Source organism: Ideonella sp. FW305-24 (assembly GCF_058788035.1).
In genome coordinates this window covers 1,197,261-1,223,565 of record NZ_JBYTAI010000001.1, presented here as the reverse complement: position 1 = coordinate 1,223,565, position 26,305 = coordinate 1,197,261, and the positions used below count along the sequence as shown (strand labels likewise).

At 67.3% G+C, this 26,305-nt stretch carries 24 protein-coding genes; 14 read left to right on the top strand and 10 right to left on the bottom strand.

What is annotated here, in order from left to right:
- Positions 1-7: 7 nt before the first annotated feature.
- A complete protein-coding gene (ubiB, locus tag AC3WR5_RS05460) occupies positions 8-1,561 on the top strand; it encodes a ubiquinone biosynthesis regulatory protein kinase UbiB (protein WP_492482467.1) in 1,554 nt (517 codons plus the stop codon).
- A 130-nt stretch (positions 1,562-1,691) separates the two neighbouring features.
- Entirely contained in the window at positions 1,692-1,847 is a 156-nt protein-coding gene (locus AC3WR5_RS05455; RefSeq protein ID WP_141287234.1) for a DUF3309 family protein, read from the top strand.
- Positions 1,848-1,923: 76 nt separating this feature from the next.
- On the opposite strand, the gene AC3WR5_RS05450 is transcribed toward AC3WR5_RS05455, so the two are convergent.
- Positions 1,924-3,039 carry a polyamine ABC transporter substrate-binding protein gene (locus tag AC3WR5_RS05450; RefSeq protein ID WP_141287240.1) on the bottom strand — a complete coding sequence of 372 codons (1,116 nt, stop codon included), beginning with the start codon at positions 3,037-3,039 and terminating at the stop codon, positions 1,924-1,926.
- 156 nt (positions 3,040-3,195) lie between these two features.
- On the opposite strand from AC3WR5_RS05450, the gene AC3WR5_RS05445 reads away from it, so the two are divergent.
- From AC3WR5_RS05445 to AC3WR5_RS05430, 4 genes are all read left to right on the top strand, one after another.
- Complete coding sequence (locus tag AC3WR5_RS05445) at positions 3,196-3,534, top strand: FmdB family zinc ribbon protein (protein ID WP_492482465.1); 339 nt, start codon at positions 3,196-3,198, stop codon at positions 3,532-3,534.
- A 12-nt stretch (positions 3,535-3,546) separates the two neighbouring features.
- Entirely contained in the window at positions 3,547-4,206 is a 660-nt protein-coding gene (locus AC3WR5_RS05440) for a DUF502 domain-containing protein (protein WP_492482463.1), read from the top strand.
- Positions 4,207-4,345: 139 nt separating this feature from the next.
- On the top strand, positions 4,346-6,136 hold the full coding sequence (gene aspS, locus AC3WR5_RS05435) for an aspartate--tRNA ligase (protein ID WP_141287237.1): 1,791 nt from the start codon (positions 4,346-4,348) through the stop codon (positions 6,134-6,136).
- Positions 6,137-6,376: 240 nt separating this feature from the next.
- Positions 6,377-7,033 (top strand): hypothetical protein, encoded by a 657-nt coding sequence (locus AC3WR5_RS05430; RefSeq protein WP_492482461.1) that lies wholly within the window; start codon positions 6,377-6,379, stop codon positions 7,031-7,033.
- Here AC3WR5_RS05430 and AC3WR5_RS05425 read toward each other — a convergent pair.
- Positions 7,014-9,902: a protein kinase domain-containing protein gene (locus tag AC3WR5_RS05425; RefSeq protein ID WP_492482459.1), complete on the bottom strand. Its 2,889-nt coding sequence runs from the start codon at positions 9,900-9,902 to the stop codon at positions 7,014-7,016. The genes AC3WR5_RS05430 and AC3WR5_RS05425 overlap by 20 nt on opposite strands.
- A 396-nt stretch (positions 9,903-10,298) precedes the next feature.
- On the opposite strand from AC3WR5_RS05425, the gene AC3WR5_RS05420 reads away from it, so the two are divergent.
- Positions 10,299-10,955, top strand: a complete 657-nt coding sequence (locus tag AC3WR5_RS05420; RefSeq protein WP_492482458.1) for an OmpA family protein — start codon at positions 10,299-10,301, stop codon at positions 10,953-10,955.
- An 88-nt stretch (positions 10,956-11,043) separates the two neighbouring features.
- Here AC3WR5_RS05420 and AC3WR5_RS05415 read toward each other — a convergent pair whose 3' ends face one another.
- Complete coding sequence (locus AC3WR5_RS05415) at positions 11,044-11,622, bottom strand: Uma2 family endonuclease (RefSeq protein ID WP_492482456.1); 579 nt, start codon at positions 11,620-11,622, stop codon at positions 11,044-11,046.
- A 66-nt stretch (positions 11,623-11,688) separates the two neighbouring features.
- The gene (locus AC3WR5_RS05410) at positions 11,689-12,378 is read right to left on the bottom strand and encodes a hypothetical protein (RefSeq protein ID WP_492482454.1); all 690 of its coding nucleotides are present in this window, start codon (positions 12,376-12,378) and stop codon (positions 11,689-11,691) included.
- Between the two features lie 154 nt (positions 12,379-12,532).
- Between AC3WR5_RS05410 and nudB the strand changes: the two genes are divergently transcribed.
- The 3 genes from nudB (at position 12,533) to clsB (ending at position 15,179) form a co-directional block, all read left to right on the top strand.
- The gene (gene nudB, locus AC3WR5_RS05405) at positions 12,533-13,042 is read left to right on the top strand and encodes a dihydroneopterin triphosphate diphosphatase (protein WP_141289275.1); all 510 of its coding nucleotides are present in this window, start codon (positions 12,533-12,535) and stop codon (positions 13,040-13,042) included.
- Between the two features lie 68 nt (positions 13,043-13,110).
- Complete coding sequence (locus AC3WR5_RS05400; RefSeq protein ID WP_231011604.1) at positions 13,111-13,866, top strand: endonuclease/exonuclease/phosphatase family protein; 756 nt, start codon at positions 13,111-13,113, stop codon at positions 13,864-13,866.
- Positions 13,866-15,179: a cardiolipin synthase ClsB gene (clsB, locus tag AC3WR5_RS05395; protein WP_492482451.1), complete on the top strand. Its 1,314-nt coding sequence runs from the start codon at positions 13,866-13,868 to the stop codon at positions 15,177-15,179. Before AC3WR5_RS05400 ends, clsB begins: the two co-directional genes overlap by 1 nt.
- Positions 15,180-15,188: 9 nt before the next feature.
- Here clsB and AC3WR5_RS05390 read toward each other — a convergent pair whose 3' ends face one another.
- On the bottom strand, positions 15,189-15,680 hold the full coding sequence (locus tag AC3WR5_RS05390) for a DUF805 domain-containing protein (protein WP_492482450.1): 492 nt from the start codon (positions 15,678-15,680) through the stop codon (positions 15,189-15,191).
- Between the two features lie 146 nt (positions 15,681-15,826).
- On the opposite strand from AC3WR5_RS05390, the gene AC3WR5_RS05385 reads away from it, so the two are divergent.
- The 4 genes from AC3WR5_RS05385 to AC3WR5_RS05370 all read left to right on the top strand — a co-directional run bounded on the left by AC3WR5_RS05385 (position 15,827) and on the right by AC3WR5_RS05370 (position 21,302).
- Complete coding sequence (locus AC3WR5_RS05385; RefSeq protein ID WP_492482448.1) at positions 15,827-17,746, top strand: PAS domain S-box protein; 1,920 nt, start codon at positions 15,827-15,829, stop codon at positions 17,744-17,746.
- 84 nt (positions 17,747-17,830) lie between these two features.
- Positions 17,831-18,259 carry a response regulator gene (locus tag AC3WR5_RS05380; protein ID WP_141289469.1) on the top strand — a complete coding sequence of 143 codons (429 nt, stop codon included), beginning with the start codon at positions 17,831-17,833 and terminating at the stop codon, positions 18,257-18,259.
- Positions 18,260-18,275: 16 nt separating this feature from the next.
- Positions 18,276-20,807, top strand: coding sequence for a two-component system response regulator (locus AC3WR5_RS05375; protein ID WP_492482446.1), 2,532 nt, complete (start codon positions 18,276-18,278; stop codon positions 20,805-20,807).
- 33 nt (positions 20,808-20,840) lie between these two features.
- Positions 20,841-21,302: a metallophosphoesterase family protein gene (locus tag AC3WR5_RS05370; RefSeq protein WP_492482444.1), complete on the top strand. Its 462-nt coding sequence runs from the start codon at positions 20,841-20,843 to the stop codon at positions 21,300-21,302.
- Positions 21,303-21,333: 31 nt separating this feature from the next.
- Here AC3WR5_RS05370 and AC3WR5_RS05365 read toward each other — a convergent pair whose 3' ends face one another.
- The 5 genes from AC3WR5_RS05365 to hutC are packed head-to-tail and all read right to left on the bottom strand — an operon-like array spanning position 21,334 to position 26,239.
- A complete protein-coding gene (locus AC3WR5_RS05365) occupies positions 21,334-22,731 on the bottom strand; it encodes a formimidoylglutamate deiminase (protein ID WP_492482442.1) in 1,398 nt (465 codons plus the stop codon).
- Positions 22,728-23,540 (bottom strand): N-formylglutamate deformylase, encoded by an 813-nt coding sequence (gene hutG, locus AC3WR5_RS05360; protein WP_141291831.1) that lies wholly within the window; start codon positions 23,538-23,540, stop codon positions 22,728-22,730. The genes AC3WR5_RS05365 and hutG overlap by 4 nt, the downstream gene beginning before the upstream one ends.
- Positions 23,541-23,590: 50 nt before the next feature.
- The gene (gene hutI / locus AC3WR5_RS05355; RefSeq protein ID WP_492482440.1) at positions 23,591-24,868 is read right to left on the bottom strand and encodes an imidazolonepropionase; all 1,278 of its coding nucleotides are present in this window, start codon (positions 24,866-24,868) and stop codon (positions 23,591-23,593) included.
- Positions 24,869-24,872: 4 nt separating this feature from the next.
- Positions 24,873-25,523 carry a HutD/Ves family protein gene (locus AC3WR5_RS05350; protein ID WP_492482438.1) on the bottom strand — a complete coding sequence of 217 codons (651 nt, stop codon included), beginning with the start codon at positions 25,521-25,523 and terminating at the stop codon, positions 24,873-24,875.
- Complete coding sequence (hutC, locus tag AC3WR5_RS05345) at positions 25,520-26,239, bottom strand: histidine utilization transcriptional repressor HutC (protein ID WP_492482436.1); 720 nt, start codon at positions 26,237-26,239, stop codon at positions 25,520-25,522. Before hutC ends, AC3WR5_RS05350 begins: the two co-directional genes overlap by 4 nt.
- Positions 26,240-26,305 lie beyond the last annotated feature (66 nt).

Genomic DNA, 26,305 nt, shown 5'->3' with positions numbered 1-26,305 from the left:
CGTCCAGATGCGGTATTTCGCACGGCTGGTTTTCATCGTCGTCACGCTGCTGCGGCATGGCGTGGACGAACTGGTGCTGTCCGGCTTTCGCCATCGCTGGATCCGCAGCCTGTCGTGGGTTGTCACGCTGGGCCGCAATTTCGACCAACCGCGCGGCCAGCGCCTGAGGCTGGCGCTGGAATCGCTAGGCCCGATCTTCATCAAGTTCGGCCAGGTGCTCTCGACCCGGCCGGACCTGGTGCCGCCGGACATCACGCGCGAACTCTCGCTGCTGCAGGATCGCGTGCCGCCGTTCCCGGCCACGCAGGCGCGGGCCTTTGTCGAGGCGGCGCTGGGAAAGCCGATCGAGGCGATCTTCAGTCACTTCGAGGCCGAGCCGGTGGCCAGTGCGTCCATCGCGCAGGTGCACTTCGCCACGCTGCACGACGGCCGCGAGGTCGCGGTCAAGGTGCTGCGCCCGGGCATGCGCGCGGTGATCGACGACGACCTGGCGCTGCTGCACACGCTGGCGCGCTGGGTCGAGCGCTTGTCGGCTGACGGCAAGCGGCTGCGGCCGCGCGAGGTGGTGGCCGAGTTCGACATGTACCTGCATGACGAACTGGACCTGGTCAATGAGGCTGCAAATGCCGCGCAGCTGCGCCGCAACATGGCCGATCTGCCGCTGATCATGGTGCCCGAGATGCACTGGGACTGGTGCACCTCGACCGTGATCGTGATGGAGCGCATGCATGGCGTGCCCATCAGCCAGATCGCGCGGCTGCGCGAGGCCGGCGTGGACATCAAGAAGCTGGCGCGCGATGGCGTGACCATCTTCTTCACCCAGGTCTTTCGCGATGGCTTCTTCCATGCGGACATGCACCCCGGCAACATCCAGGTCAGCCTGGCGCCTGCCACCTTCGGCCGCTACGTGGCGCTGGACTTCGGCATCGTCGGCACGCTGACCGAGACCGACAAGGAATACCTGGCGCAGAACTTCATCGCGTTCTTCCGGCGCGACTACAAGCGTGTGGCCGAACTGCACGTCGAGTCCGGCTGGGTGCCGCCGGGTACGCGCATCGAGCAACTGGAGCAGGCCATCCGCGCGACCTGCGAGCCGCAGTTCGACCGGCCGCTGAAGGAGATCTCGCTGGGCCAGGTGCTGATGCGGCTGTTCCAGACCTCGCGCCGCTTCAATGTCGAGATCCAGCCGCAGCTCGTGCTGCTGCAGAAGACGCTGCTGAATGTCGAAGGCCTGGGCCGCGAACTGGACCCGGACCTGGACCTGTGGTCCACCGCCAAGCCCTTTCTCGAACGCTGGATGAACGAGCAGGTCGGCTGGCGCGCGATCTGGCGCCGGCTGAAGGACGAGGCACCGCTGTACGCCAAGCTGCTGCCCGAACTGCCTCGCCTGCTGCACCACCGCCTGGCTGCGCCGCAGCAGCAGGACGCACCGCTGCTGGCCGCATTGCTGCGCGAGCAGCGCCGCACCAACCGGCTGCTGTCCATGCTGCTGTGGAGTGGCGCGGGTTTCCTGGGCGGCGTGGTGCTGGCCCGCTGGCTGCTGCACTACGGCTTCTATTGAGCGGCGCTTCGCCTTCTTGAGTGCCGCGCGTCAGCCTTGCCTGACATGAGGACCCGCTGACGGCCTACCCCCAAGAGCGGTGGGGCGATGTGCAATGCATGCATCACCACTCATCTCAAGGGATGCCCAGATGCTCGGCACCATCCTCCTCGTTGTCCTGATCCTGCTGCTGCTCGGCGCACTCCCGACCTGGCCGCACAGCCGAGGCTGGGGCTACTACCCCAGCGGCGGCCTGGGCCTGGTCGTCGTCATCCTGATCGTGCTGTTGCTGATGGGCAGGATATAGCGCTCGATTGGCTCTGACCGCGCCAATGAAAAACGCCACCCCAAGGGTGGCGTTTTTCATTGCTGAAGGAGGCGGCTTACTTGCCAGCCTTGAAGCGCGTGAACAGCCGGGTCTGCACGCGCCGGATGTCCTGCGGCACGCTGTCGGGCGCGGTCATCTTGGCCATGTCGGTGGGGCTGAGGAACACGCTGGGGTTGTCGGCCACGTCCTTCTTGACGAACTTCAGCGAGGCCTTGTTCGGGTTCGCGTAAAAGACCTGGTTGGTCAGCGAAGCGTGCACTTCCGGGCGCAGGATGTAGTTGATGAAGGCTTGCGCGTTCTTCGGGTGCGGCGCGTCGGCCGGGATGGCCATCGAGTCGAAGAACAGCGTCGAGCCCTTGGGGGGGATCAGCGCCTGCAGGTTGACCTTGTTCTTGGCCTCGATCGCGCGCGACTTGGCAATGTTGATGTCGCCCGAGTAGCCCATCACCACGCACAGCGCGCCCTGGGACATTTCCTCGATGTAGCCCGAGGACGAAAAGCGCGTCACATAGGGGCGGATCTTCATCAGCATGTCGCCCGCGGCCTTGTAGTCGTCGGCCGTGCGGCTGTAGCCAGGCTTGCCCACGTACAGCATCGCCACCGGCAGCACTTCCGAGGCCGAGTCCAGGAAGTTGATGCCACAGCTCTTGAGCTTGCTGGCGTACTGCGGGTCGAACACCAGCGACCACGGATTCTCCGGCATCGGCGTGCTGCCCAACGCGGCCTTGACCTTGTCGACGTTGATGCCCACGGTCACGAAGCCCCACAGCCAGTCGACGAGGTACTGGTTGCCCGGGTCCACGCTTTCCATCTGCTTGAGCAGCGCCGGGTCCAGGTTGGACCAGTTGGGCAGCAGGCTGCGGTCCAGCTTGCGGAACAGGCCGGCCTCGATCTGCTGCTTGGCGAAGTGCGCGCTGGGCACGACGATGTCGTAGCCGGTCTTGCCGGTGACCAGCTTGGCGTGCAGGATCTCGTTGTTGTCGTAGTTGTCGTAGCGGACCTTGATGCCGGTTTCCTTCTCGAAATTGGCAATCGTGTCCGGTGCGATGTAGTCGGACCAGTTGTAGATGTTCAGGACCTTGGGTTCATCTGCGGCTTGCGCAGCCGGCAAGGCCGCCAGGCCGCTGCAGAGGACAGCCAGCGCCGCCGGCCACAAGCGGTTCCACACCATGCGCTTCACATCGTTCTCCTCGGGTGTCGGGTTCAGGGAATTCGGGGGTCAGGGGCGACGCGAGCAGACTGCACGGCCGCGGTCCATTCAATTCTAGGATGGCGGCCACGCTCCGTATAATCACGGGTTTTCGCTTTCTGAATCAAAGATTTAGCCATGCCGATCTACGCCTATCGCTGCGCAGCCTGTGGCCATTCGCGTGATGTGCTGCAAAAGATGTCCGACGCCCAGCTGACGGTGTGCCCGGTCTGCGGCGCCGAGCAGTTCCAGAAGCAGGTCACTGCGGCCGGTTTCCAGCTCAAGGGCTCGGGCTGGTACGCCACTGACTTCCGTGGCGGTGGTACCAGCGCCCCCGCGCCTGCGGCCGGTGGCGCAGCTCCGGCGGCGCCTGCCGTGGGCGACGGCTCTTCGGGCGGCGGTGAATCCTCTGGCGGCACGTCGGCCAGCGCCTCGTCTTCGTCCACCCCCTGCGGCGGCTCCTGCGCCTGCCACTGAGACCATCCCTTCGTGAAAAAGTACCTCCTCGCCGGCCTGCTGACCTGGCTGCCCGTTGCCGTCACCATCTGGGTGCTGCTGTGGGTGCAAGGCCTGCTGGACGGCATGTTCAAGGGCGTGCTGCGTCCCGTGCAGGCGCTGGTCTCGAAGGATGCGGCAGATGGCTTGGCCGGCTTCAGCCAGTTGCCTGGCGTGGGCGCGCTGGTGATGGTGCTGCTGCTGCTGCTCACCGGCATGTTCGTCGCGAACATCTTCGGCCAGTGGTGGCTGCGCCAGTGGGACATGCTGATGGGCCGCATCCCCATCGTCAAGTCCATCTACAGCTCGGTCAAGCAGGTCTCCGACACGCTGTTCTCCAGCAGCGGCAATGCCTTCCGCGAAGCCGTGCTGGTGCAGTACCCGCATGCCGAATCCTGGACCATCGCCTTTGTCACCGGCCGCCCCGGCGGCGAGGTGGCCGAGCACCTGGCCGGCGAACATGTCAGCCTCTACGTGCCGACCACGCCGAACCCGACCTCCGGCTTCTTCCTGATCATGCCGCGCGCCTCGGTGCGTCCGCTCAGCATGAGCGTGGACGAAGCCTTGAAATACATCATCTCGATGGGCGTGGTTGCGCCCCCGGCCGGCCTGCTGCCGTTGCCGGAGGGGGCCGACCCCAATCGGGTGGGCTGAACGCGCCGACACGCCCCGCGTTCAGTCCTGAGGGTTGATCACCCCACCCAGGCCGCCCCAAGCTTTTCCCTCCTGGTCCCCGGCGCATCTCGCGCCGCGGTAGACCGCTCCCCCGATACCGACGCACAGGAGTGCACTCATGAGAACCGAATACTGCGGCAAGGTCAGCGAAGCGCTGATGGGCCAGACCGTGACGCTGATGGGCTGGGCGCATCGCCGCCGCGACCATGGTGGCGTGATCTTCATCGAACTGCGTGATCGCGAAGGCCATGTGCAGATCGTCTGCGACCCGGACCGCCCGGAGATGTTCAAGACGGCGGAACTGGTGCGCAACGAGTTCTGCCTGAAGGTCGTGGGCTTGGTGCGGGCACGCCCGGCCGACAAGGAAAACACCAACCTGGCCAGCGGCAAGATCGAAGTGCTGTGCCACGAGCTGGAAGTGCTGAACGCTTCCGTCACGCCGCCTTTCCAGCTGGACGACGAGAACCTCAGCGAGACCGTGCGCCTGACGCACCGCGTGCTGGACCTGCGCCGCCCGCAGATGCAGAAAAACCTGATGCTGCGCTACCGCGTGGCGATGGAAGTGCGCAAGTTCCTGGACGCCAACGGCTTCGTCGACATCGAGACCCCGATGCTGACCAAGTCCACGCCCGAAGGCGCGCGCGACTACCTCGTGCCCAGCCGCGTGCACGACGGCCACTTCTTCGCGCTGCCGCAGTCGCCCCAGCTGTTCAAGCAGTTGCTGATGGTGGCCGGTTTCGACCGCTACTACCAGATCACCAAGTGCTTCCGCGACGAAGACCTGCGCGCTGACCGCCAGCCCGAATTCACGCAGATCGACATCGAGACCTCGTTCCTGGACGAGGAGGAGATCCGCGGCATGTTCGAAGGCATGATCCGCACCGTCTTCCGCAACGCGATGAATGTGGAGCTGCCGGTCTACCCGGTGATGACCTACGCCGACGCGATGTTCAAGTACGGCTCGGACAAGCCGGACCTGCGCGTCAAGCTGCAGTTCACCGAGTTGACCGAGGTCATGAAGGACGTGGACTTCAAGGTCTTCTCGACACCGGCCACGACCAAGGGCGGCCGCGTGGTGGCGCTGAAGGTGCCGGGCGGCGGCGAGATGAGCCGTGGCGAGATCGACGGCTACACCGAGTTCGTCAAGATCTATGGCGCCAAGGGCCTGGCCTGGATCAAGGTCAACGACGTGGCCAAGGGCCGCGAAGGCCTGCAGTCGCCGGTGGTGAAGAACCTGCACGACGCCGCCATCGCCGAGATCCTGGCGCGCACCGGCGCGTGCAACGGCGACCTGATCTTCTTCGGCGCCGACAAGGCCAAGGTGGTCAACGACGCCATCGGCGCGTTGCGCGTGAAGATCGGCCACAGCGACTTCGGCCGCAGCAAGGGCTTGTTCGAGGACAAGTGGGCACCGCTGTGGGTGGTCGACTTCCCGATGTTCGAGTACGACGAAGGCGAAGGCCGCTGGAACGCGACCCATCACCCGTTCACCTCGCCGAAGGACGGCCATGAGAACCTGATGGACACCGACCCGGGCGCCTGCATTGCCAAGGCCTACGACATGGTGCTCAACGGTTGGGAACTGGGCGGCGGCTCGGTACGGATCCACCGCGCCGAGATCCAGAGCAAGGTCTTCAGCGCGCTGAACATCAGCAAGGAAGACGCCCAGGTCAAGTTCGGCTTCCTGCTGGACGCGCTGCAGTACGGCGCGCCCCCGCACGGCGGCCTGGCCTTCGGCCTGGACCGCCTGATCACGCTGATGACCAAGGCCGAATCGATCCGCGACGTGATCGCCTTCCCCAAGACCCAGCGCGCGCAGGATTTGCTGACCGGCGCCCCGTCACTGGTCGACGAAAAGCAGCTGCGCGAACTGCACATCCGGCTGCGCAATGCGCAAGCGGCGGTCTGAACAGGCGCGTCGCCAGTTCGATCAAAAAAGGGCCTTCGGGTCCTTTTTTTCGTCTGTGGCGCCCGGTTGAAGGATGCGCCGCGTGTCCCGCGTCTTCGAGATGTGTCCGTGAGGAATCCGTGAGGGCCTGGCCGCCGCGTCTTGGGCTCTCGGCCAGGACACTGGCGGGGCCCGGTCGCGACAGGCCGGCCCGCTCCCAGGTTTCAGGGAGTGGCACCCACTGCTTCAAGGAGATTCTTCATGCCAAAGACATTCCGGCGGGCCTTCTGCGGATGCGCCGCCGCGCTCGCGCTGATCGTGTCGGCCCCGGTCATCGCCCAGACCTCCGAGGTGATGCTGCAAAACGCCACCACTTACAGCATCGGCAACACAGTCTATTTTTACGGCCTGCCCACCCGCGTCGCGGCGGACGGAACGGTCAAGTACTGGGACGGCCAGATCGTGCTTCAGGCCGATGACACCAATGGCAAGCCCAACAAGGCGACCATGTCCGGTGTGGTCAAGTCACCCAATGTCAAGAAGTCGGAGTTCGTGCCTGGTACCTATGTTTTTGGCAGCGCCACTTGCAAGCTGGTCGCGTCACCCTTTGCGGGGCGCACTGAGTACGAACTCGATTGCACCGACACCAATGGATATACCTACATCGGAGTGGTCTACACGGGTCCCGTCAGCGGCAACCCTTATGAAACGCAGCTCAAGGCCGCCAAGCTTGACTTGATTGTGGGCAGTGACGAATATGCCTGGGGCGCCACTTCCTACACCGGTGGGCACACTTGGTTCGGCTGCTTCAACGACCCTGAATTGATGTCTGCGCGCCAGAACGGCAACACCCTGACCCTGATCAACTGGGGTTCCAACAACGTGGAGGACTGCCGGGTCAACTTGACGAAGCAGTGACCGCTGCCCGCGCGGGTTGCCGCTGCGGCGATCGGGTCGAGCGGGCGAGAAAGAGGGCGTCCTGCAACGGCGCTTGGAACCAACCGGCGCTGCCGTTGGCTTTCATCCCGGCCAGCGCTGCTTCCAGCAGGGGCCTGGCCTCGCCGTCGCGTCCCAGCAGGGCCAGCGCTCGACCCCGTTCGCCTTGCAGCTTGAACTCCCAGTCCGCTGCCGGCGCCGTCTGGGCGATTGCATCGGCCTTCAGGGGCGCCAGGACATGCAGGGCAAGCGCAGGCCGGGCGAGTTCGTTCAGCGCCTGTGCGCGGTAGAAGTCAATGCCTTGCACAATCGGGTGGTCTTCGTGTTGAAAGGTCCGCACAGCCCAGGCCCGCAGGTCTTCCAGCATGCCCAGTCCCTGCCGGGCGTGCCCGGTGCGCACGCTGCTCACCGCAAGGTTCATGGCCGCGATGCGCGTGGCCTGGTGATCGGCGCCCAGGGTGCGCGACAAGGAATCATGGGTTTCCTGGCTTTCCTGGCGGGCCTCTTCGAACCGCCCCAGGACGGACAGCACGCCAGCCATCGAGATCCGCGCCGCGTTCACCGTGTACTCGTCGGGGCCCAGCACAGCGACGATGCGGTCGCGTACCAACTTCAGCTCCGACAGCACCTGGGTCGCGTCGGCGTCGGCGTCCAGCATGGACGCGTTGATCAGCGCCAATCGTGCCCGTTCAAATGCCACGGTTCCAATGCTCTCCGGCGAGAAGGGGGGCTTCAAGATGACGGTCAGCAGTTCCTTGGTGCGGTCGTGTTGATTGGCGCGGTAATAGCCGTCGCTGAGATCCCTGCGTAGGCTCGCTCGGTCTGCCAGGTCGTCGGGATGCAACTGCTCCTGCAAGGCCAGCGCTTGGTCGCCGAAGGGCAGTGCAGCGTTGGTTTCGTGGGTGAATGACAGCAGGGTAAAGCGAGTGCGGGCCAGTTGGAGTGCGACCTCTGTAGAACCCCGAGCGGCTAGCGGCCCTGCATCGCGCTCAGCCTCTTCCAGCCAACGTTTGGCCTCGTTAAACTTGGAGTCGCGGGTCAGTGCCCTCGAAAGCGCGAGCCTGGCGAGCACGCCCTCATTCAACGCGGCTGGCGCGCCGCCCTGGGACTGACAAAGCGCCCACGCGCGCTGGAACTCCATTGCGGCGCGCGAGAATGCGCTGACGTTCATGTTCATCTGTCCCAGTTGCTGGCGGATCGAGGCCTCCGCTGAGGGCTGGTCCTTGAACCTGATGCCGGCCCGCGCAGAGGCCTTTTCGAGCAACTCGGCCAATGACAGGTTGGCGTGCGTACCGCGCTCCGAGATGTCGGCCGACTGCAGCAGATCCTTGTTCAGGAAGTCGTTGATGGCTTGTGCTCGTTCCGTTTGCTGCTGCGCCAGCATGAGCGCCCTCTGGCTGCGTGAGTAGAACCACAGGCTTGTTGCCAGGCCCAGTGCTAGGCTCACTACGACCGCCGCGACCAGTGGCCGTCTGGCCCTGTTGCGGGCCAACTCCTGCGCCGTCGCAGCTGCCGCAACTGCCCTGGACTCGGCCACTGCCCTCGATTGGCGGCGTTCGACCAAACGTTCGAGCCGGCCGGCCCACTCCGCTACGCTGGCGCAGCGCTGCACCGCCTGGCCGTGGGTGGCGGCGGCAATGTCTTCCCGCAGCAGCGGGTCTGCGATGTCGTCTTCCCAGCCGGTCGACAAGGGCCTGCGGAAGTCGCCCACCAGCCACTGGTAGAGCATCAAGCCGAGTGCGTAGAGATCCGACTGCACCGTGGGCACTTCGCCTGAAAGCAGTTCGGGCGCCAGGTACATCAGGGTGCCTCGGCCAGAATCGAGGCTCACTCGCTCAGTGAGTGTCAGGCCCATCGCGGTCACCCCCAGCGCCTGAAGCGTGCCGGGATCCAGCAGCCGGCCGCTGCCGAAATCCGTCAGCCGAATCTGCCAGCCGGAGTCGCCGCGCGGTTCAATCAGCACATTGGCCGGCTTGATGTCCTTGTGCAGCACGCCCACGGAATGGGCAACTGCCACGCTCTGCGCCACCTGTAGAAACAGGGCGACGCGCTGGTCGGTGTTCATCGCCTTGGCGGCCGGGTCGGTGGTGGCCCAGTTCAGGAAGTTTTCTCCGCCATGTTCGCTCTGAAGCCAATACGGCGCATCGGAAAAATTGGCGGCGAGAATCTCGACCCTGTCCGGGCGTCTGCCCAGGCTCCGCCGCAAGACCTTGGCCAGCGTGAATTCGCGCTTGAGCGCGCTGAGGCCATCGCCACTATTGCAGAACTTGAAGACGCTTGGCTGTCTGCTGGATTTGTGCTCGGCCAGCCATACGCTGCTGTTGCGGCTTTCCGCCAGCAAGGATTTCAACCTGTAGTCCTCTGCGCCCGCTACCTTTTGGCCAGGTTTGAGCATGAGAGGCGCATCACCTCGGTGCGCCTGGGCCACCCGCTCAATCGGTCCCTCCAGCAAATACCCAACGCCCGGCACGGTTCGCACCAGGGCACCGGTCGCCTCCCCGAGCGCCCGGCGCAGTTTGGAAACTGCGTTGGCCAACGCGTTGTCCGACAAGTTGGCCTCATTGCGCTGCCACAACGAGGCGAGCAGTTCTGCCTTGGTGAGCACCACACCCGGGCTGTGCAGCAGGGCGGCCAACAATTCCAGCGGTCGTCGCTCCACAGCAATGGGCTCACCGTCAACACGCAGCAGCGACTCTGATTCGTCGAACTCAGCCTGCCCGAAGCGATAGCTGAACAGCGTGGAGGCAGGGTGCTGGGGCGTCGTCATGATGAATGGAGTGGTGAGCCGGGTCTTCGGTGCAAAGCGCGCGGGTGATTGCTCCGGGCCGACCGCGATGGCTTCAGCATTCAAGCTTATGCGATATGAACGGCTGCCCATGCCGGCCGGCACGCGCCGGATCCGCAAAGGAGTGGGCCTCGCCGGTACTTGTCGGGTGCCAGAGGCTGCGCCGTGAGCGATCCGTGAGGACCGCTGCCGCGCGAAAGCTGTTGCGGTTGGTTACGCTGGGCTTACCCGTGATCAGAGGCCATATGGCGCTTCTTTCGTGCCAACGCGGAAACTCTGGAATCTCCTTCAGGGGCATGCAGAGCCGACGCGGGCGCCATGCGCTGCGCGGGCCGTAATTTCTCTGTTTGATTCTTGATTGGGTTGATGATGAAACTTCCCCGAACCACTGGACCTTCCAGGACAAGCTTGGCACTCGCACTGGCATCGCTGGTACTCGCTGCGTGCAACACGAACCCGCCCTTGGGCAACAGCACCGCCGGAAACTCCGGCCTGCCTGCCCAGGCCGCAGCCGCGGCAGTCGCAAGCGAAACCGGCCCTGGAGGCTGCAAATACCTGAAGCCGAAAGCTGAAAATCCTCGCACCGACGCGGCCATCAAAGGCGGCGCAGTCGGTGCCATCATCGGTGGGATTCTCGGCTCAAGCACTGCGAATTCGCATCGCACCCAAGCTGCGGTCAACGGCGCCCTGGCCGGCGCATTTGTCGGTGCCCTGGCTGGGTCTCAAATCGCGATTTCGGAGCAGGCTGACGGGTCAGTTAAACTGAATATCCCCGGCAAAGTCCTGTTTGCAACGGGCAGCAGCGACCTCAGTCCCTCGTTTGCCGGTACCCTGGAGAAAGTGGGTGACACGCTGCGTCAATATTGCGGCGTCAATGCCCGTATCGTGGGTCATACCGACAATGTCGGCAAGCCGGACAGCAATAAGGTGCTGTCTCTGCGCCGGGCCACTTCTGTTCAATCCAGCCTGGCGTCATACCTGTCTCAGCGCGGCATCACCGATCGTCGCCTTGAGGTGTTTGGCATGGGTGCCGAAGCGCCGGTGGACGACAACAGTACCGAGATGGGGCGTGCCGCAAATCGCCGGGTTGAGATCGTGATCGTACCGCCGGCCGGGTGAGCACGATGAACCATTCACTGGTCTTTGATTCGATCCTGCCCGGCGCGGCGCTCACCACGAACTGCCCTGTGGGGCTCGTCTTGCCATGTCAAGGCAAAGTGGGCGCCTCGTCCACCTCGGCCCACAAGGCTTCCGGCGTGATCGACAGGTCGACGCTGGCCAGTGCCAGCGGCTGCGCGGGCTCGAAGGGGTGCAGCACCCACAGCCCATCCGCGCCTGGGCGGTAGACATCGGTGCGGCGGCTGTCCAGGTCCACCAGCACATATTCCTTCAGGCTGGCCAGCTGCCGGTAGTGGGCGAACTTGCCACCCCGGTCAAAGGCGGCGGTGCCGGGCGAGAGCACTTCCACCACCAGCACCGGCTCGCGCTTCACCAGCGCGCTGGCGCGGTCGGCTTCGCTGCACGTCACCAGCACATCCGGGTAGAAGAAGCTCTGGCTGGCGGCCACTTCCAGCTTCATGTCCGCCATGTAGGTGCGGCAGGGGGAGCCGGCCAGGTGCTGGCGCAGCGCCATCGCCAAATTCAGGCTGACGGTGACATGCCGGTCTTCGGCGCCGGCCATGGCATACGGCTCGCCGTTGATCAGCTCATGGCGCTCGGCCTGGGCGGTTTCCCAGGTCAGATAGTCTTCGCGGGTCAAGCGGGTGGGTGTTGCGGGTTGGCCCATTGGATGGCTCCGTGACGCCAGATGGCCTTGGATGATGACACGGGACAGGCCGGGCTGGCAGCGAGATCAGAGGAAGGGGCACAGCAATGCGGCCTTGCCCTGTCGTAGAACCTCGCCGTATGTGCTGGCCAGGCCCGGAAAGCGCGGCGGGTCTTCCCAGTCGCGCGCTGCCGTCAGCTGCACCTCCACGGCCTGCTGTGCCTCCAGCGTGTTGTCGCCCAGGTTGACCAGGAATTCGCTGCCGGTCAGGGCCAGCCGCGGCAGGCCGGCTGGGACCGGGCCGGCGTAGGGGCGTGACGCACCCAGCGAACTGAGTTCGATGACCAGCAGCTTGTCCACGCCGTAGCGGGTTTTCAGGCCACGAAAGTCATGCCTGGCGTGGTCTGTGCCAGGTCCCGAAAACGCGGGCAGTTGCGCCAGGTCCAGCGGCGCCGCGATCACCCGCACCCGCAGTCCCTTGGCTTCCAGCGCCCTGGCGATCTCGGTCTTCACCTGCTCGAGCTCGCTGGCGTCCAGCGTCTGCACCTGGTTGGCCAGGGCCTGGTGTTCGGTGAGGGCGGTGGCGAGGCAGGACGCGCAGTCCGCGCCGGGGAAATGGGCTTGCACCGGCGGCAACGGGGTCATCACGATGCCGATGGTGCGGGTGTCGGGTGCCTGGAACACCCAGCGGCTGGCAGTGGGCTGGCTCGGTGTGCTGCTGCAGCTCGCCAGCAGGGACAGCGCGAAGGTCGAAGCGGCGAGGACGTGGAGTTTCATGGCAATGCAGCGGCGGATCGGCGCTCGGGCCGGGGTGGGGCGCATGCTAGAAGGCTTCGATGACACTTCTCCCGTGCCGGGTGGTCCTTCGTTGGTGCGATGGATGTAGGCATCGTCCGGCACGGGAAACCGAGCGTCCGCGCTAGCATGTGGCATGACCCAAGCAGTCGATGAAGCGGTGGCGGCCCGGCCGGCGAAGATCCCGGAATCGGTGCTGGTGGTGATTCACACTCCGGCGCTGGACGTGTTGCTGATGGAGCGGGCTGATGCGCCTGGTTTCTGGCAGAGCGTGACCGGTTCCAAGGACAGCCTGGATGAGCCGCTGGCGCTGACCTGCGCGCGCGAGGTGGCGGAGGAAACCGGCATCGTGATCGGCGCTGCCGGCGTGCCGGCCAGTGCGCTGCGCGACTGGGGACTGGCCAATGTCTACGAGATATACCCGCGCTGGCGCCATCGCTATGCCGAAGGCGTGACGCACAACACCGAGCATGTGTTCGGCCTCTGCGTGCCGGACGGCACGGCTGTGCAACTGGCGCCGCGCGAGCACACGGCTTGTGTCTGGCTGCCGTGGCGCGAGGCGGCGGATCGCTGCTTCTCGCCATCGAACGCGGAAGCCATCCTGCAGCTCCCGAACTTTCTGCTGAATTCCCACGAGACCCGATGACGCCACCGCTGCAAGCCCATTCCTTCCGCTCGTCCGCTTTCGCCAGCAGCTACCTGCCCGGCAGCACGATGGTGGGGCCGCTGCGCGTGGCGACCTACAACATCCACAAGGGTGTGCGTGGCATGGGGCCGACCAAGCGGCTGGAGATCCACAACCTCGGGCTGGGCATCGAGTCGCTGGACGCGGACCTGGTGTTCCTGCAGGAGGTGCGCCTGTTCCACGCCCGCGAGTCGCGGCAATTCCAGCGCACCCATGGCGGCTGGCCGGAGCAGGGGCAGGCCGAGTTCCTGGCACCCGAAGGATACGGGGCCGCTTATCACACCAACTGCGTGACCCGCCACGGCGAGCATGGCAACGCGCTGCTGTCGCGCTGGCCCATGGGCAGCATCGGCCACCATGATGTGTCGGACCACCGTTTCGAGCAGCGCGGCCTGCTGCACGTGCCGGTGAAGTGGCATGGCATGGAGGTGCATGCGGTGGTCGCGCACTTCGGGCTGATCCATTCCAGCCGGCTGCGCCAGGTGCAGCGGCTGGCGGCCTTCATCGAGCAGACGGTGCCGGCCGGTGCGCCGCTGCTGGTGGCCGGTGACTTCAACGACTGGGGCGAGCGGCTGGACGGGCCGATGCAGGCCATGGGCCTGCAGCGCGCCACCCCGCCGCAGGCCACGAACACGCCGACTTTCCCGTCACGCGTGCCGGTGTTCGCGCTGGACCGGGTCTACATGCGCGGCTTTCGTTGCGTGCGCACCACCGTGCCGCGCGGCAGTGCCTGGGCCCGCATGTCGGACCACCTGCCGCTGCTGGTGGAACTGGAGCCCGCCTGATGGCCGTGCAGCCGGCCGCGTCGGTCTCCGATGACGAGCCTGCATCCGACGGCTTCCAGTTTCCCGGTGCCTGGTACACCCAGTCCACGCCGGTCTTCCTCAGTGGCAACGAGGCGGCGCTGCTGCGCGGCGGCGACGAGTTGTTTCCCGCCATGGTCCGGGCCATCGAGCAGGCGCTGCACGAGGTCTGGCTGGCGACCTACATCTTCCATGACGACCCCGCCTCCGAGGCAGTGGCCAAGGCGCTGATCGCAGCGGCCCGGCGCGGCGTGCGGGTCAGGGTGGTGGTCGACGGCTTTGGCAGCAGCCACAGCCTGACGACAGTCAAGCGCTGGTTCGGCGACAAAGGCGTGGACCTCGCGGTGTTCCGGCCGCTGACACGCTGGTGGAACTGGCTGCAGCCCGGTCAGCTGCGGCGGCTGCATCAAAAGCTGTGCGTGGTCGATGGCACGCGCGCGTTTGTTGGCGGCATCAATGTGATCGACGACCGCAACGACCTGCACCACGGTTTCAGCGATGCGCCGCGGCTGGACTTCGCGGTGGCGCTGCACGGCCCGGTGGTCGCGCCCATCGAGCAGACCGTGCGTGCGGTATGGACCCGCGCCACCTTCGGCCGCGACTGGCGCAAGGAAACGCTGCAGCTCGCCCGCAGCGCCGAGCCGGTGCGGGCCGCGCGCAAGCTGCTGCGGCGCATGCACCTGCTGCCGGCCACGCCGCCACCCTTGGCCGACGACACACCGGTGGTCGCCGCCTTCGTGGTGCGCGACAACCTGCGCCAGCGCCGCACCATCGAGCGCTGCATGATCGATGCGATCCGCATGGCGAATGTCCGCGTCCAGCTGGTGACGCCGTACTTCTATCCCGGCCGCAGTTTCAGGCGTGCGCTGATCAAGGCTGCGCGGCGGGGCGTTCAGGTGCGCCTGCTGCTGCAGGGCAAGCTGGACTACCGGCTGGCCGGCCTGGCGGCCAGGGTCATGTACGACGAACTGCTGACCGCAGGCGTCGAAGTCTACGAATACATCCCGGCCTTCCTGCATGCCAAGGCGGCCGTGGCCGACGATGAATGGGCCACGGTCGGCAGCTCCAATGTGGACCCGCTGTCCCTGCTGCTGAACCTGGAAGCCAACATCGTCGTGCGCAACACTGGCTTTGCCGCCGCACTGAGCGAGGAACTGGACCAGGCCATGGCCGTGTCCAGCCGCATCCTCGTCGCCCCGCTGCGCACCGGCCTCGGCGCGATGCTGGGCCGCGGGCTGGTGGCCTGGCTGGCGCATTGGTATTTGCGCCTGGCGGGCTCCAGCGAGAAGTATTGAAGGTCCGGGTCAGCCCAGTCGGTCGCGCAATGGCGAGGGCCCAAATCGGTTGTCACCCTTCATGCCGGGCAGCAGGCCGTTGACCACCAGCAGCCACAGGAAGCCGACCACGGGGATCAGGGCCACCAGCACCCACCAGGCGCTGCGGTCGCGGTCGTGCCAGCGCTTGGCAGAGACGGCGAAAGCGGGCCAGGCCAGCAGCAGGTTGACCAGGCCCTCGACCCGTTCACCGTGGAAGCCGGCAATGTTCAGCAGCGCGCCCAACACGATGCCCAGCGCGGCCAACCCCAGCATGCCGCCCCAGAAGCCGCGGCGCGAAATGCGGCCTTTTGGACTGAAGAACAGCTTGCCGGGCGGCATGGCCTCGGCAATCGGCGGCATGGCCTCGGCGGCGAGCAGATCCTGGCGGATTTGCTTGCCACCGGGCAGGTCCGCGCGACGGGTTTCGGGCAGGCCGTAGGCGCCGAGCGGCGAGGCGTAGGGGGCGGAGCTGCTGGACATGCGGCAAGTATTCCACGCTTGCCGGCGGTGCAGGCTCCGTCGCGCTGCCTCGCAGGTGGTGTGACGGGCCCTCGCAACGCAGAATCGGGTGGTCTGTTGCGCCCATCGCGCAGCGAAGTGCCGTAGCGAGTTCGCTGGAGACCTGCATGAGATCCGGATCGCCCAATGATGCAGACACGGCCGCCGTGGCTGCCGCCTGCTGGCAAGCCGCCGCAGAGCCCATGGCCGTGGTGGATGAGCATGGCCGGCTGTTGCAGGCCAACCAGGCCTTCGCGCGAGCGGTGGCCCAGCCCGCCGAAGCCTTGCCTGGCCAGGCCCTGGCCGATTGGGTCGCAGAGCCCGCCCATGCCCTCGATTCGCTGCTGGCCATGCCTGGCAGCGCAACGCCGCCAGGTGCCGGCATGGCTGGCCTGCGCATGCGCGGCCCTGCCGGCCCGGTGTTGACCGGCCCGCTGCAAACAGGGCCCTGGGTGGCGCGCGAGGGCGGCTGGATGCGCTGCCTCTGCTGGCCTGGCGGCAGTGCGGCGGCCGATTGGGCGGTGCTGCAGCAAAGCGAACAGCATTTCCGCCTGTTCGCCCAGGCGACCGGTGACGCGATCTGGCTCAGCCGGCCGGGTGAGCGACGCACGCTGTATGTCAGCCCGGCGTTCTGGCGCATGTGGGGCCAGGAATGCCGGCCAGATCTGTCGGACTGCCATGCCGTGTGGCTGGCTGGCATTCACCCCGAGGACAGGGACCAGGTGGCGGCCGAGTTCGTGGCCGCCGCGGCAACCGGCCAATACGAGACCGAGTATCGGGTGCAGCGGCCCGACGGCTCGATGATCTGGGTGCGCGACCATGCCTACCCGGTGCGCGATGCCACCGGTCGCATGACCCACATGGCCGGGCTGATCGAGGACATCACCGCGGCGCACGAGGCCCAGCAGCAGCAGCGCAAGCGCCTGGCCGCCGAGGCACAGCTGCTTCGCCTGGTGGCCACCGCGCCGGGGGTGCTGATGACCTACCGCCGCGCCGCGGACGGCGCGGTCGACGTGCAGTTGGCCAACGCCGAGGTGGCCAAGGATTACGGCCTGAACGCCGACGCGAGCGGCGGCGTGCGTGACCCGCACGAGGTCATCGTGCCTGAGGACCGAGCGCGCCTGCGCCAATCCATGGAAAGCTCGGCGCGCAGCATGGCGCCTTGCCGCGACGAGTTTCGCGTGCACCATCCCGCGCGTGGCCTGCTGTGGATCGAGATGCACCTCACGCCGGTGGCCGAGGCGGGTGGCGTGATTGCCTGGCACGGCTTCCTGCACGAGGTCACCGCGCGCAAGCAGGTCGAGGAGCAGATCCTGCGCACCAACGCCGAGCTGGAAGCCCGCGTGGCCGAGCGCACCGCCGAACTGGAAGCGCGGCACCGCGAGATGGAGGCGTTTTCGTATTCCGTCTCGCACGACCTGAAGGCCCCGCTGCGTGGCATCGACGGCTACAGCCGGCTGCTGCTGACCGACCATGCCGAGCAGCTGGACGAGGAGGGCCGGTTTTTCGTCGATACCATCCGCAAGGCGACCGTGCACATGGGCCAGCTGATTGACGACCTGCTGGCCTACTCGCGTGTCGAACGCAGCCGGCCGACGCTGGGCAGCATCGACCCGGCCGCGGTCATCAACCGCCTGGTGGGCGAATACCAGCGCGAGCTGGACCAGGGCCAGGTCACGCTGGAACGGGACTTGAGCTGCAGCCAGGCCACCGGCGAGCGCGAGGGCCTGACGATGGCGCTGCGCAACCTGCTGGACAACGCGCTGAAGTTCACCCAGGGCCGGCCCGAGCGCCGCATCTGGCTGCGCTGCACCGAGCATGCGGGGCGCTGCCGCATCGAGGTGCGGGACAACGGCACCGGCTTCGACATGCGATACGCCGAGCGCATCTTCGAGATCTTCCAGCGCCTGCACCGCGCCGAGGACTATCCCGGCACCGGCGTGGGCCTGGCCATCGTGCGCAAGGCCATCGAGCGCATGCAGGGCCGTGTCTGGGCCGAGAGCGTGCCTGGCGTTGGTGCGCACTTTTTCATCGAGCTGCCGCTCTGATGCCGGTGCCCACCCTGCTGGCGAGCAGGGCTTGGCTGTATTCTTAGGTTTTCCAACCTGGGCCCTGGGGCCGGAGCATGGGCAATGAGCGGTAACCGGCCTATCTTGCTGGTCGAAGACAACCCGATGGATGTCGACCTGACGCGCCGGGCCTTTGCCAAACGGCACATTGCCAACCCTTTGGCCGTTGCCCGGGACGGTGAGGAGGCACTTGATTGGCTGCCGCGCTGGGAAGCCGGCGAGCCGCTGCCCGTGGTCATCCTGCTGGACCTGAAATTGCCGCGGGTTTCCGGCTTGGAGGTCTTGCGGCAGTTCAAGGCCCACCCGCTGTGTTCGCGCATCCCGGTGGTCGTGCTGACGACCTCGCGCGAAGACGCCGACGTGGCCACGGCCTACGGCCTAGGCGTCAACTCGTACATCGTCAAACCGGTCGAATTCGAGAAATTCATCGAGGTCGCGGCGCAGATCGACTTGTACTGGTGTGTGCTGAACCAGAACGTGCCCAGCCACTGAAGCCGCCCGGTCGCGCATGAAGGTCCTTTACGTCGAAGACAACGCGCAGGACGCCGACCTGACGCACCGCAGCCTGGCCCGCAGCGCGCCGCACCTGCAGCTCACCACCGCCGGTGACTTGGCCGGCGCCCGCAGCCTGCTGGATGCGGGTGAACTGCCGGACCTGCTGCTGCTCGACATGCGCCTGCCCGACGGCAATGGCCTGGAGCTGCTGCAGCACGTGCGCGAGCGCAATCTGCCGCTGACTGTCGTGATGCTGACCGGCTCGGGTGACGAGGCGACCGTGGTCGCCGCGCTGCGAGGCGGGGCCGACGACTACATCGTCAAGCAGGGCGCCTACCTGGACCGCCTGCCGCTGCTGCTGCAGATCGCCTGGACCCGCTTCCGCTTTGCCAGCGAGCAGCGCGCACGGCCCATCCGCGTGTTGTACGCCGAGCGCACCGCCACCGACGTGGACCTGCTGGCCCGCCACCTGATGCGCTTCGCGCCGCACATCCTGGTCTCGGCCGTCAGCACCGGCGAGCAGGTCATTGCGCGCCTGGATGCGGGTGGTCCCGAGATGCCGCAGGTGCTGCTGCTGGACTTCCAGCTGCCGGGCATGAACGCGCTGGAACTGGTCAAGCTGCTGCGCCAGGAGCGGGACCTGGACCTGCCCATCCTCATCATCACCGGCCACGGCGACGAAGACAGCGCGATCCAGACCCTCAAGCTCGGCGCCACCGACTACCTGGTCAAGCAGGACGACATGCTGCGCCGCCTGCCCATGGCCATCGAGAGCGCGCATTTCCGCGTGCAGCTCGAGCGCGAGCGTGGCGCGCTGCGCGACAGCGAGGCCCGCTTCCAACAGATGGCCAACGCCATCGGCGACACCTTCTGGCTGGCCGACCCGCAGCGCCACAGTGTGCTCTACGTCAGCCCCGGCTTCGAGCGCATCTGGGGCGAGCCACCCACCGTGCTGCAGCAGAACTGGATGGCCTGGCAGCGCGCGGTGCATCCGAACGACCTCGGCATGGTCACGAAGGCGCTGGCCGCCGCGGTGGACGGGCACTTTTCGCTCGAATGCCGCATCCAGCGGCCAGACGGCCAGTTGCGCCACATCGCGATGCGCGGCTACCCGGCCAACGACGAATCCGGCCAGCCCTTCCGCCGCGCCGGCGTGGTGCAGGACATCACCGAGCGCAAGGCCCAGGAAGCGCGCATCCAGCACCTGGCGTACCACGACGCATTGACCGGCCTGCCCAACCGCAGCCTGCTGATGGACCGCCTCGCGCTGACCTTGGCCCATGCGCAACGGCAGCGCGGCCAGATGGCGCTGTTGTTCCTGGACCTGGACCGCTTCAAGACCATCAACGACACGCTGGGCCACCTGGTCGGCGACGAGATGCTCAAGTGCGTGGCCGAGCGGCTGCGCGCGGTGCTGCGCGACGACGACACCGTGGCCCGTCTCGGCGGCGACGAGTTTGTCATCGTGCTGCCGGACATTGAAGACGTGGCCGATCCTGCCCACGTCGCCGAGAAGCTGATGGCCTCGCTGTCGCGCCCATTCCAGATCGATGGCCACGAGCTGCACGTCACCTGCAGCCTGGGCGTGAGCCTGTTCCCGCGCGACGGCGAAGACGCCGAAACGCTGCTGAAATTCGCCGACACGGCGCTCTACAAGGCCAAGGGCGCCGGCCGCAACGACTACCGCTTCTTCAGCCCTGAGATGGATGCCCGCGCGCACGACAAGCTGCGCCTGGAGAACGACCTGCGCCGCGCCATCGAGCGCCACGAGCTGCTGCTGCACTACCAGCCGCAGATGGACTTGCTGACAGGCAAGGTGCGCGGCGTCGAAGCGTTGGTGCGCTGGCTGCACCCGCGCCTGGGCCTGATTGCGCCGAATGACTTCATTCCGCTCGCCGAGGAAACCGGCCTGATCCTGGAGATTGGCGACTGGGTGCTGAACACCGCCTGCCAGCAGCTGCGCCGCTGGCGCGAGCAAGGCCAGACGGACCTGGTGCTGGCCGTCAACCTCTCGGCGCGCCAGCTGCAGCGCCCCGGGCTGGACCTCGGCGTGGCCCGCACCTTGGCCGCCAGCGGCGTGCCGGCGCATTGTCTGGAGCTGGAGATCACCGAGTCCAGCGTGATGCAGGATCCTGAGCAGGCGCTGGCGCTGCTGCGCCGGCTGCACCAGATGGGCGTGCTGTTCGCCATCGACGACTTCGGCACCGGCTACACCAACTTCGCCTACCTCAAGCAGCTGCCGCTGCAGGCCCTGAAGATCGACCGCAGCTTCATCCAGGGCATCTCGCAAGCCGGTGGTGACGACGCCGCCATCGCCGAAGCCATCATCGCGATGTCGCGCAAGATGAACCTGCGCGTGATCGCCGAAGGCGTCGAGACCGAAGAACAGCGGCTTCGCCTGCAGTCCCTGGGCTGCGATGGCATCCAGGGCTACCTGCTGGCCCGGCCGATGCCCGCCGAGGCCTTGATGGCCTGGCTGGCCGGCCACGCGGCCCACCACGCGTCCGCAAGCGACATGGCCGACACGGAGCCCGCGTCCCTTTGAAGCCCCATCGGGCTGACGGTGCTCCAATCGGCCATGTTCCGAATTGGCTTGATCTCCGACACCCACGGCCTGCTGCGCCCTGAGGCGCTGTCCTTCCTGCGAGGCAGCGACCACATCGTGCACGCGGGCGACATCTGCGAGCCGTCAGTGCTGGAGCGGCTCGCCACCATCGCGCCCGTCACCGCAGTGCGTGGCAACAACGACCGCGGCGCCTGGGCGGAAGCATTGCGCGCCATCGAATACCTGCAGTTCGGCGGCGTCACCATCGCCGTGGTGCACGACCTGGCCGACCTCGACGTCGATCCGCCGGTCGCCGGTCTGCGCGCCGTGATTTCTGGTCACTCCCACCGACCGTCCATGACCGAGCGCGATGGTGTGCTCTACCTGAACCCCGGCAGCGCCGGCCCGCGCCGCTTCAAGCTGCCCGTCTCGGTGGGCGAACTGCAAATCAGCGGGGAGGCCGTCAGCGGCAAGCTGGTCGAACTGATGAGCTGATCGCTGCAGCGTCGCCCACCCGCCGCCTGCCTCAGCTCCACAGCTCCTCCATCGCGCTGACAAAGCCCGAGGTGATGGCGTCGCTGCCAGGCATCTGTTGCTCGCGCAGCTTCCATTGGCCGGCGACCATCACGTCGCGCCAGGGCAGGGCGGGGCTGGAGAAGATCAGGGCGTCGAGGCTGCGGGCGGCGGGGATGCCGGCGAGGCTGGTGTCGCGGGGGTCGGCCACCAACAGGTCGGCGCGGGCACCGGGCGTGAGGCCCCAGAGCGGGAAGCCTGCGGCCATGCGGCCGCCGTCCAGCACGCTGCGCCACAGCCGCTCGGCGGTGGACGGCTGGCCGCGTTCGGGGGCCGCGGCCACGTTGCGCTGGCGCAGGCCCAGGCGCTGGCCGTATTCCAGCCAGCGCAGTTCCTCCCGCCAGCAGCGGCTGACGTGGCTGTCCGAGCCCAGCGAGATCGGCACCTCGGCCTGCAGCCAGCCGGGCAGGTCGGTCAGGCCGTCGCCCAGGTTGCCTTCAGTGCTGGGGCAGATCACCACGGCCGAGCCGCTGTAGGCCACGGTCATGATCTCGGCCTGGTTGATGTGCGTGGCATGCACCAGTTGCCAGCGCGCGTCCAGCAGGCCTTCGCTGGCCAGGTACTCGACCGGGCGGCGGCCGGTGGCCTGGAGGCAGTCCTGCACCTCGGCCGTCTGTTCGGCCACATGGATGTGCACCGGGCCGACGGTCTGCTCGGCCATCCTGGCGAGGGTGTGCAGCGAGGCCGGCCGCGCGGCGCGCAGCGAGTGGACGGCCAGCCCAGCGTTCAGGCAGGCATGGGTGCGCTCCTGCACCGACTGGTGCGCGTTCAGCACGCCCTCGGCATGCAGGCGGAAGCGCTGCTGGTCCGGCCGCAGCATCGGCTGGTCGAAGCCGGCGCGCTCGTACAGCACCGGCAGCACCGTCAGGCCGATGCCGACGTCGGCGGCCGCGTCGATCAGCGACTGGGTCATTGCCATCGGCGCGCCATAGGGCTTGCCGCCCGGCGCGTGATGCAGGTAGTGGAACTCGCAGACCTGCGTGTAGCCGCCGCGCAGCAGCTCGGCATAGATCTGCGTGGCGACCGCGCGCAGCTGGTCCGGCGTGATCTTGCCGGCCACGCGGTACATGCGGTCGCGCCAGCTCCAGAAGTTGTCGGCCGCGGCTTCGCGGCGCTCGGCCAGGCCGGCAAATGCGCGCTGGAAGGCATGGCTGTGGCCGTTGACCAGGCCGGGCAGCGTGAGGCCGGCCAGGCGCTCGGCGTCCGGCGGGCAGGGCTGGCCGGGGACCACGCGCGACCAGCGGCCGTGCGCGTCCACCTCCAGCAGCACTTCCTCGCGCCAGCCTTCGGGCAGCCAGGCGCGTGGGGCCCAGAAGCGGCGAACGGTGGGGCTTGTGGCGCCGCCGCTCATGCCTGGCCTGCCTCGGCTTGCGGCTGCCAGGCCAGCAGCGTGTCCATCATCTGGCGCAGCAGCGGCATGGCGCCTGCGGCGCGCTCTGGCGACCAGCTGAACGGCGGCTGTTCGTCCATGTAGCAGCACCAGCACATTTCCAGCTGCACCGCATGCCAGCCACGCGCGGGCTGGCCATAGTGGCGTGTGATGTAGCCGCCCTTGAAGCGGCCGTCGACCACTTGCGTGAAGTCCTGCTGCGCGGCCAGCAGCTGGCCCAGCGCGTCGCGCATCGAAGGGGCGCAGCTGGCGCCATTGGCGGTGCCGAGGTTCAGGTCCGGCAGCCGGCCCTCGAACAGCCAGGGCAGCTGCGAGCGGATGCTGTGGCCGTCGAACAGCACGGCGTGGCCATGCTCGGCCTTCAGTCGCGTGAGTTCGCCGGCGAGCGCGTCGTGGTAGGGCTGCCAATAGGTGCCGCGGCGTTGCTGCACTTCGGCCGCGTCAGGTGCCTGGCCTTCGAGGTACAGCGGCTCGCCGGTGAAAAAGCGCGTGGGGCACAGCTCGGTGTTGTTGGCGCCGGGATACATCGGCGTGTTGTCGGGCGGCCGGTTCAGGTCGATCACGTAGCGCGAGTGGCGCGGCACGATGAGGCTGGCGCCCAGGTCGCGCACGAAGTCGTAGAGCTTGTCCAGGTGCCAGTCGGTGTCTTCGACGGTGGCGGCATGGGGATGCATGCGGGCCAGCAGTTCGGCCGGAATGTGCTGGCCTGCATGCGGCACGCTGACCAGCAAGGGGCGCGTGCCGCGGTGCAGGGTGTAAATCTCGTCCATCAGGTCTCCGACATCGGGCCGAACTGCCGGGGCGGTGCTCGGCACTGTTTTCAAAACTCGGGGGCAGGCGCGATGCGCGCCAGGTCGGCCGCATCGGGTACGCCCGCATGGACCCGCAACTGGCAAGGCTTGTGCCCGAACTGGTAGGCCAGCTCGTTGGGATGGTCCACGGCCCAGTGCACGAAATCGGCCTGCCGGCCGGTGCTCAGCTGGCCATGGCTGTGGCCCAGGCCCAGCGCCTGCGCGGCATGGCGCGTCATGCCGGCCAGGGCTTCCTCGGGCGTCATCCGGAACAGCGTGCAGGCCATGTTCAGCATCAGCAGCGGCGACAGCGTGGGCGACGAGCCGGGGTTGTGGTCGGTGGCAATCGCCATCGGCACGCCGGCTTCGCGCAGCGCGCCCACCGGCGGCAGCTGCTTCTCGCGCAGGAAATAGAAGGCGCCGGGCAGCAGCATGGCCACCGTGCCGCTGGCCGCGAGTGCCTGCACGCCGGCAGGGCTGAGGTATTCGAGGTGGTCGCAGCTTAAAGCGCGGTACTGCGCGGCCATCTCGCTGCCGCCGCAGTCGCTGAGCTGCTCGGCATGCAGCTTGACCGGCAGGCCCAGCGCGCGCGCTGCGTCAAACACGCGCTGCATCTGGCTGGCCGAGAAGGCGATGTTTTCGCAGAAGCCGTCGACCGCGTCGACCAGCCCTTCGGCATGCCAACGCGGCAGCCAGTCGATGATGGCGGCGATGTAGGCGTCCGGTTTGCCTTCGAACTCTGGCGGCAATGCATGCGCTGCCAGCGCGCTGGTGCGCACCGTCAGCGGCAGGCGCTCGCCCACGCGGCGGGCCACACGCAGGCAGCGCGCCTCGTGGTGTTCGCTCAGGCCGTAGCCACTCTTGATTTCCAGCGTGGTCACGCCTTCGCTCATCAGCGCCTGGGCGCGCTTGAGCGCGCTGCGCAGCAGCTCTTCGTCGGTCGCAGCACGGGTGGCGGCCACGGTGGAGCGGATGCCACCACCGGCGCGGGAAATCTCCTCGTAGGTGGCGCCCTGCAGCCGCAGCTCGAATTCGCGCGCCCGGTGGCCGCCGTAGACCAGGTGGGTGTGGGCGTCGATCAGCCCGGGCGTGAGCACGCCGCCGGGCAGCTCGATCTCGTCGTCCGCGCGCAGCCCGGCCGGCAGCTCGGTTGCTGCGCCAACCCAGGCGATGCGCGCGCCTTCGGTCAGCAACGCACCATCTTCGATCCAGCCCCAGGGCTTGCCGGGGGCCATCGTGGCCAGACTGGCACCACGCCACAGGGTGCGGGGGGCGTCGGCTCGGGAAGGCAGGAAATCGGCGGGCATTCGGTCAATTCTCCAGGGCGATCCACCAGGCGCGTGGCGGGCGTGCGGCAGGCTTGAGTTGCCAGCCTTCGGTCAGCGCTGCGGGATCCTGGCCAACGGTCGATTCATCGGCCCATCCGGCAGCTTGCCATGCCAGGCTCATGGCCGGCAGGGCGAGGGTGTCAGCAGGTGTGAGCAGGGTGCAGGCCTCGGCGCAGAACAGCCCGCGCCAGCGCAGTGTGCGCTGACCCGCTTCGGCTTGCCACGGGGCATCTGCCGGCCACAGGCGTCCACTGGCGGGCGCCTTCAGCATCAGGTTCAGGTCGCGCGTGGCGCCGCCCAGCAGCGTGCAGCCGGGAGGCTCACCGCCGTCGAAAGCATGCGGGTTGTCGCCGGGGCGCAGGTCGATTTGCTGGCCGCTGTGGTCCAGCCGCACGCCGTCGCCACTCAGCACCACGAACCAGCGTGCAATGCCGGGGAAGGCGGAGAACGGGCCATCGCGCTCGATGTCGGCCACGCTGAGGCGGAGTTGCCAGTCGGTGGCGTTAGGCCACGCGGCGAGCTCGCGCGTCACCCCCCCACCATTGCGCCAGGGCTGTGCCGGCACGTCGTCGAAGTGCACCACCTGCAAGCGGGGAGGCGCGCAGGGAAACGCCGGGCCGTGTGCTGCCGTCATGGCGCGAACTGGCCGGTAAGCTGGTAGAGCCGGCCTGGGTGCACCAGGCGCGCCAGCGTGATGGCCGCGTCGCGCGTGAAGGTGCGGCGCACCATGATCAGGCAGGCGTCGGTGGCGGCCAGGTTCAGCAGGCGGGCTTCCTGCGCGGTGGCATGGCCGGCCTCGATTGAATACTGGGCCCGCCACAGCGCGGTGACCTCGAACAGGTATTGCGTGGGCGTGGTGTGCTGGAAGTCCTGCGCGAGGTAGTGCGGCGCGCAGGCCGGGTTCACATAGCGGTCCTCGCACTGCAGCGGCACGCCGTTTTCCAGGTGCACGATCAAGCTGTGGAACACCGTGTCGCCCTCGTGCAGGCCCAGCTGCGCGGCCAGTGCCGCGCCGGCTGGCTCGGGCTCCTGCAGGTGCACGATGGCCTCGTGCCGGTGGCCTCGCTCGGCGATCTCGTCCTGCAGGTTGCGCAGCGTCAGCGTGGCCGAGACCTTGTGCAGTTGCGCGGCAAACGTGCCCACGCCCTGCACGCGCTCGATCAGGCCCTCGTTTTGCAGCTCCTTCAGCGCCCGGTTCACCGTCATGCGGCTCACGCCAAAGCGGGCCACCAGTTCGGCTTCCGAAGGCATCAGCACGCCGGGCGCCCAGTCGCCCGCGGCCAGGCGGTCCTTCAGGTACTGTTTGACCTGGGCATATGGCGCCAGGCCGGTTCGGGGCGAAATGGACATGGCCGCATGCTACTTGCGCCGCCTTGTCTAGACAAGTAGGATGCGCCCGTTCGTTCATCCTTGTTT

Coding starts and splice junctions, on each gene's coding strand:
- ubiB (WP_492482467.1), top strand. CDS start 8: ATGCGGTATTTCGCACGGCTGGTTTTCATCGTCGTCACGCTGCTGCGG.
- AC3WR5_RS05455 (WP_141287234.1), top strand. CDS start 1,692: ATGCTCGGCACCATCCTCCTCGTTGTCCTGATCCTGCTGCTGCTCGGC.
- AC3WR5_RS05450 (WP_141287240.1), bottom strand. CDS start 3,039: ATGGTGTGGAACCGCTTGTGGCCGGCGGCGCTGGCTGTCCTCTGCAGC.
- AC3WR5_RS05445 (WP_492482465.1), top strand. CDS start 3,196: ATGCCGATCTACGCCTATCGCTGCGCAGCCTGTGGCCATTCGCGTGAT.
- aspS (WP_141287237.1), top strand. CDS start 4,346: ATGAGAACCGAATACTGCGGCAAGGTCAGCGAAGCGCTGATGGGCCAG.
- AC3WR5_RS05430 (WP_492482461.1), top strand. CDS start 6,377: ATGCCAAAGACATTCCGGCGGGCCTTCTGCGGATGCGCCGCCGCGCTC.
- AC3WR5_RS05415 (WP_492482456.1), bottom strand. CDS start 11,622: ATGGGCCAACCCGCAACACCCACCCGCTTGACCCGCGAAGACTATCTG.
- AC3WR5_RS05410 (WP_492482454.1), bottom strand. CDS start 12,378: ATGAAACTCCACGTCCTCGCCGCTTCGACCTTCGCGCTGTCCCTGCTG.
- nudB (WP_141289275.1), top strand. CDS start 12,533: ATGACCCAAGCAGTCGATGAAGCGGTGGCGGCCCGGCCGGCGAAGATC.
- AC3WR5_RS05400 (WP_231011604.1), top strand. CDS start 13,111: ATGGTGGGGCCGCTGCGCGTGGCGACCTACAACATCCACAAGGGTGTG.
- clsB (WP_492482451.1), top strand. CDS start 13,866: ATGGCCGTGCAGCCGGCCGCGTCGGTCTCCGATGACGAGCCTGCATCC.
- AC3WR5_RS05390 (WP_492482450.1), bottom strand. CDS start 15,680: ATGTCCAGCAGCTCCGCCCCCTACGCCTCGCCGCTCGGCGCCTACGGC.
- AC3WR5_RS05385 (WP_492482448.1), top strand. CDS start 15,827: ATGAGATCCGGATCGCCCAATGATGCAGACACGGCCGCCGTGGCTGCC.
- AC3WR5_RS05380 (WP_141289469.1), top strand. CDS start 17,831: ATGAGCGGTAACCGGCCTATCTTGCTGGTCGAAGACAACCCGATGGAT.
- AC3WR5_RS05375 (WP_492482446.1), top strand. CDS start 18,276: ATGAAGGTCCTTTACGTCGAAGACAACGCGCAGGACGCCGACCTGACG.
- AC3WR5_RS05370 (WP_492482444.1), top strand. CDS start 20,841: ATGTTCCGAATTGGCTTGATCTCCGACACCCACGGCCTGCTGCGCCCT.
- AC3WR5_RS05365 (WP_492482442.1), bottom strand. CDS start 22,731: ATGAGCGGCGGCGCCACAAGCCCCACCGTTCGCCGCTTCTGGGCCCCA.
- hutG (WP_141291831.1), bottom strand. CDS start 23,540: ATGGACGAGATTTACACCCTGCACCGCGGCACGCGCCCCTTGCTGGTC.
- hutI (WP_492482440.1), bottom strand. CDS start 24,868: ATGCCCGCCGATTTCCTGCCTTCCCGAGCCGACGCCCCCCGCACCCTG.
- AC3WR5_RS05350 (WP_492482438.1), bottom strand. CDS start 25,523: ATGACGGCAGCACACGGCCCGGCGTTTCCCTGCGCGCCTCCCCGCTTG.
- hutC (WP_492482436.1), bottom strand. CDS start 26,239: ATGTCCATTTCGCCCCGAACCGGCCTGGCGCCATATGCCCAGGTCAAA.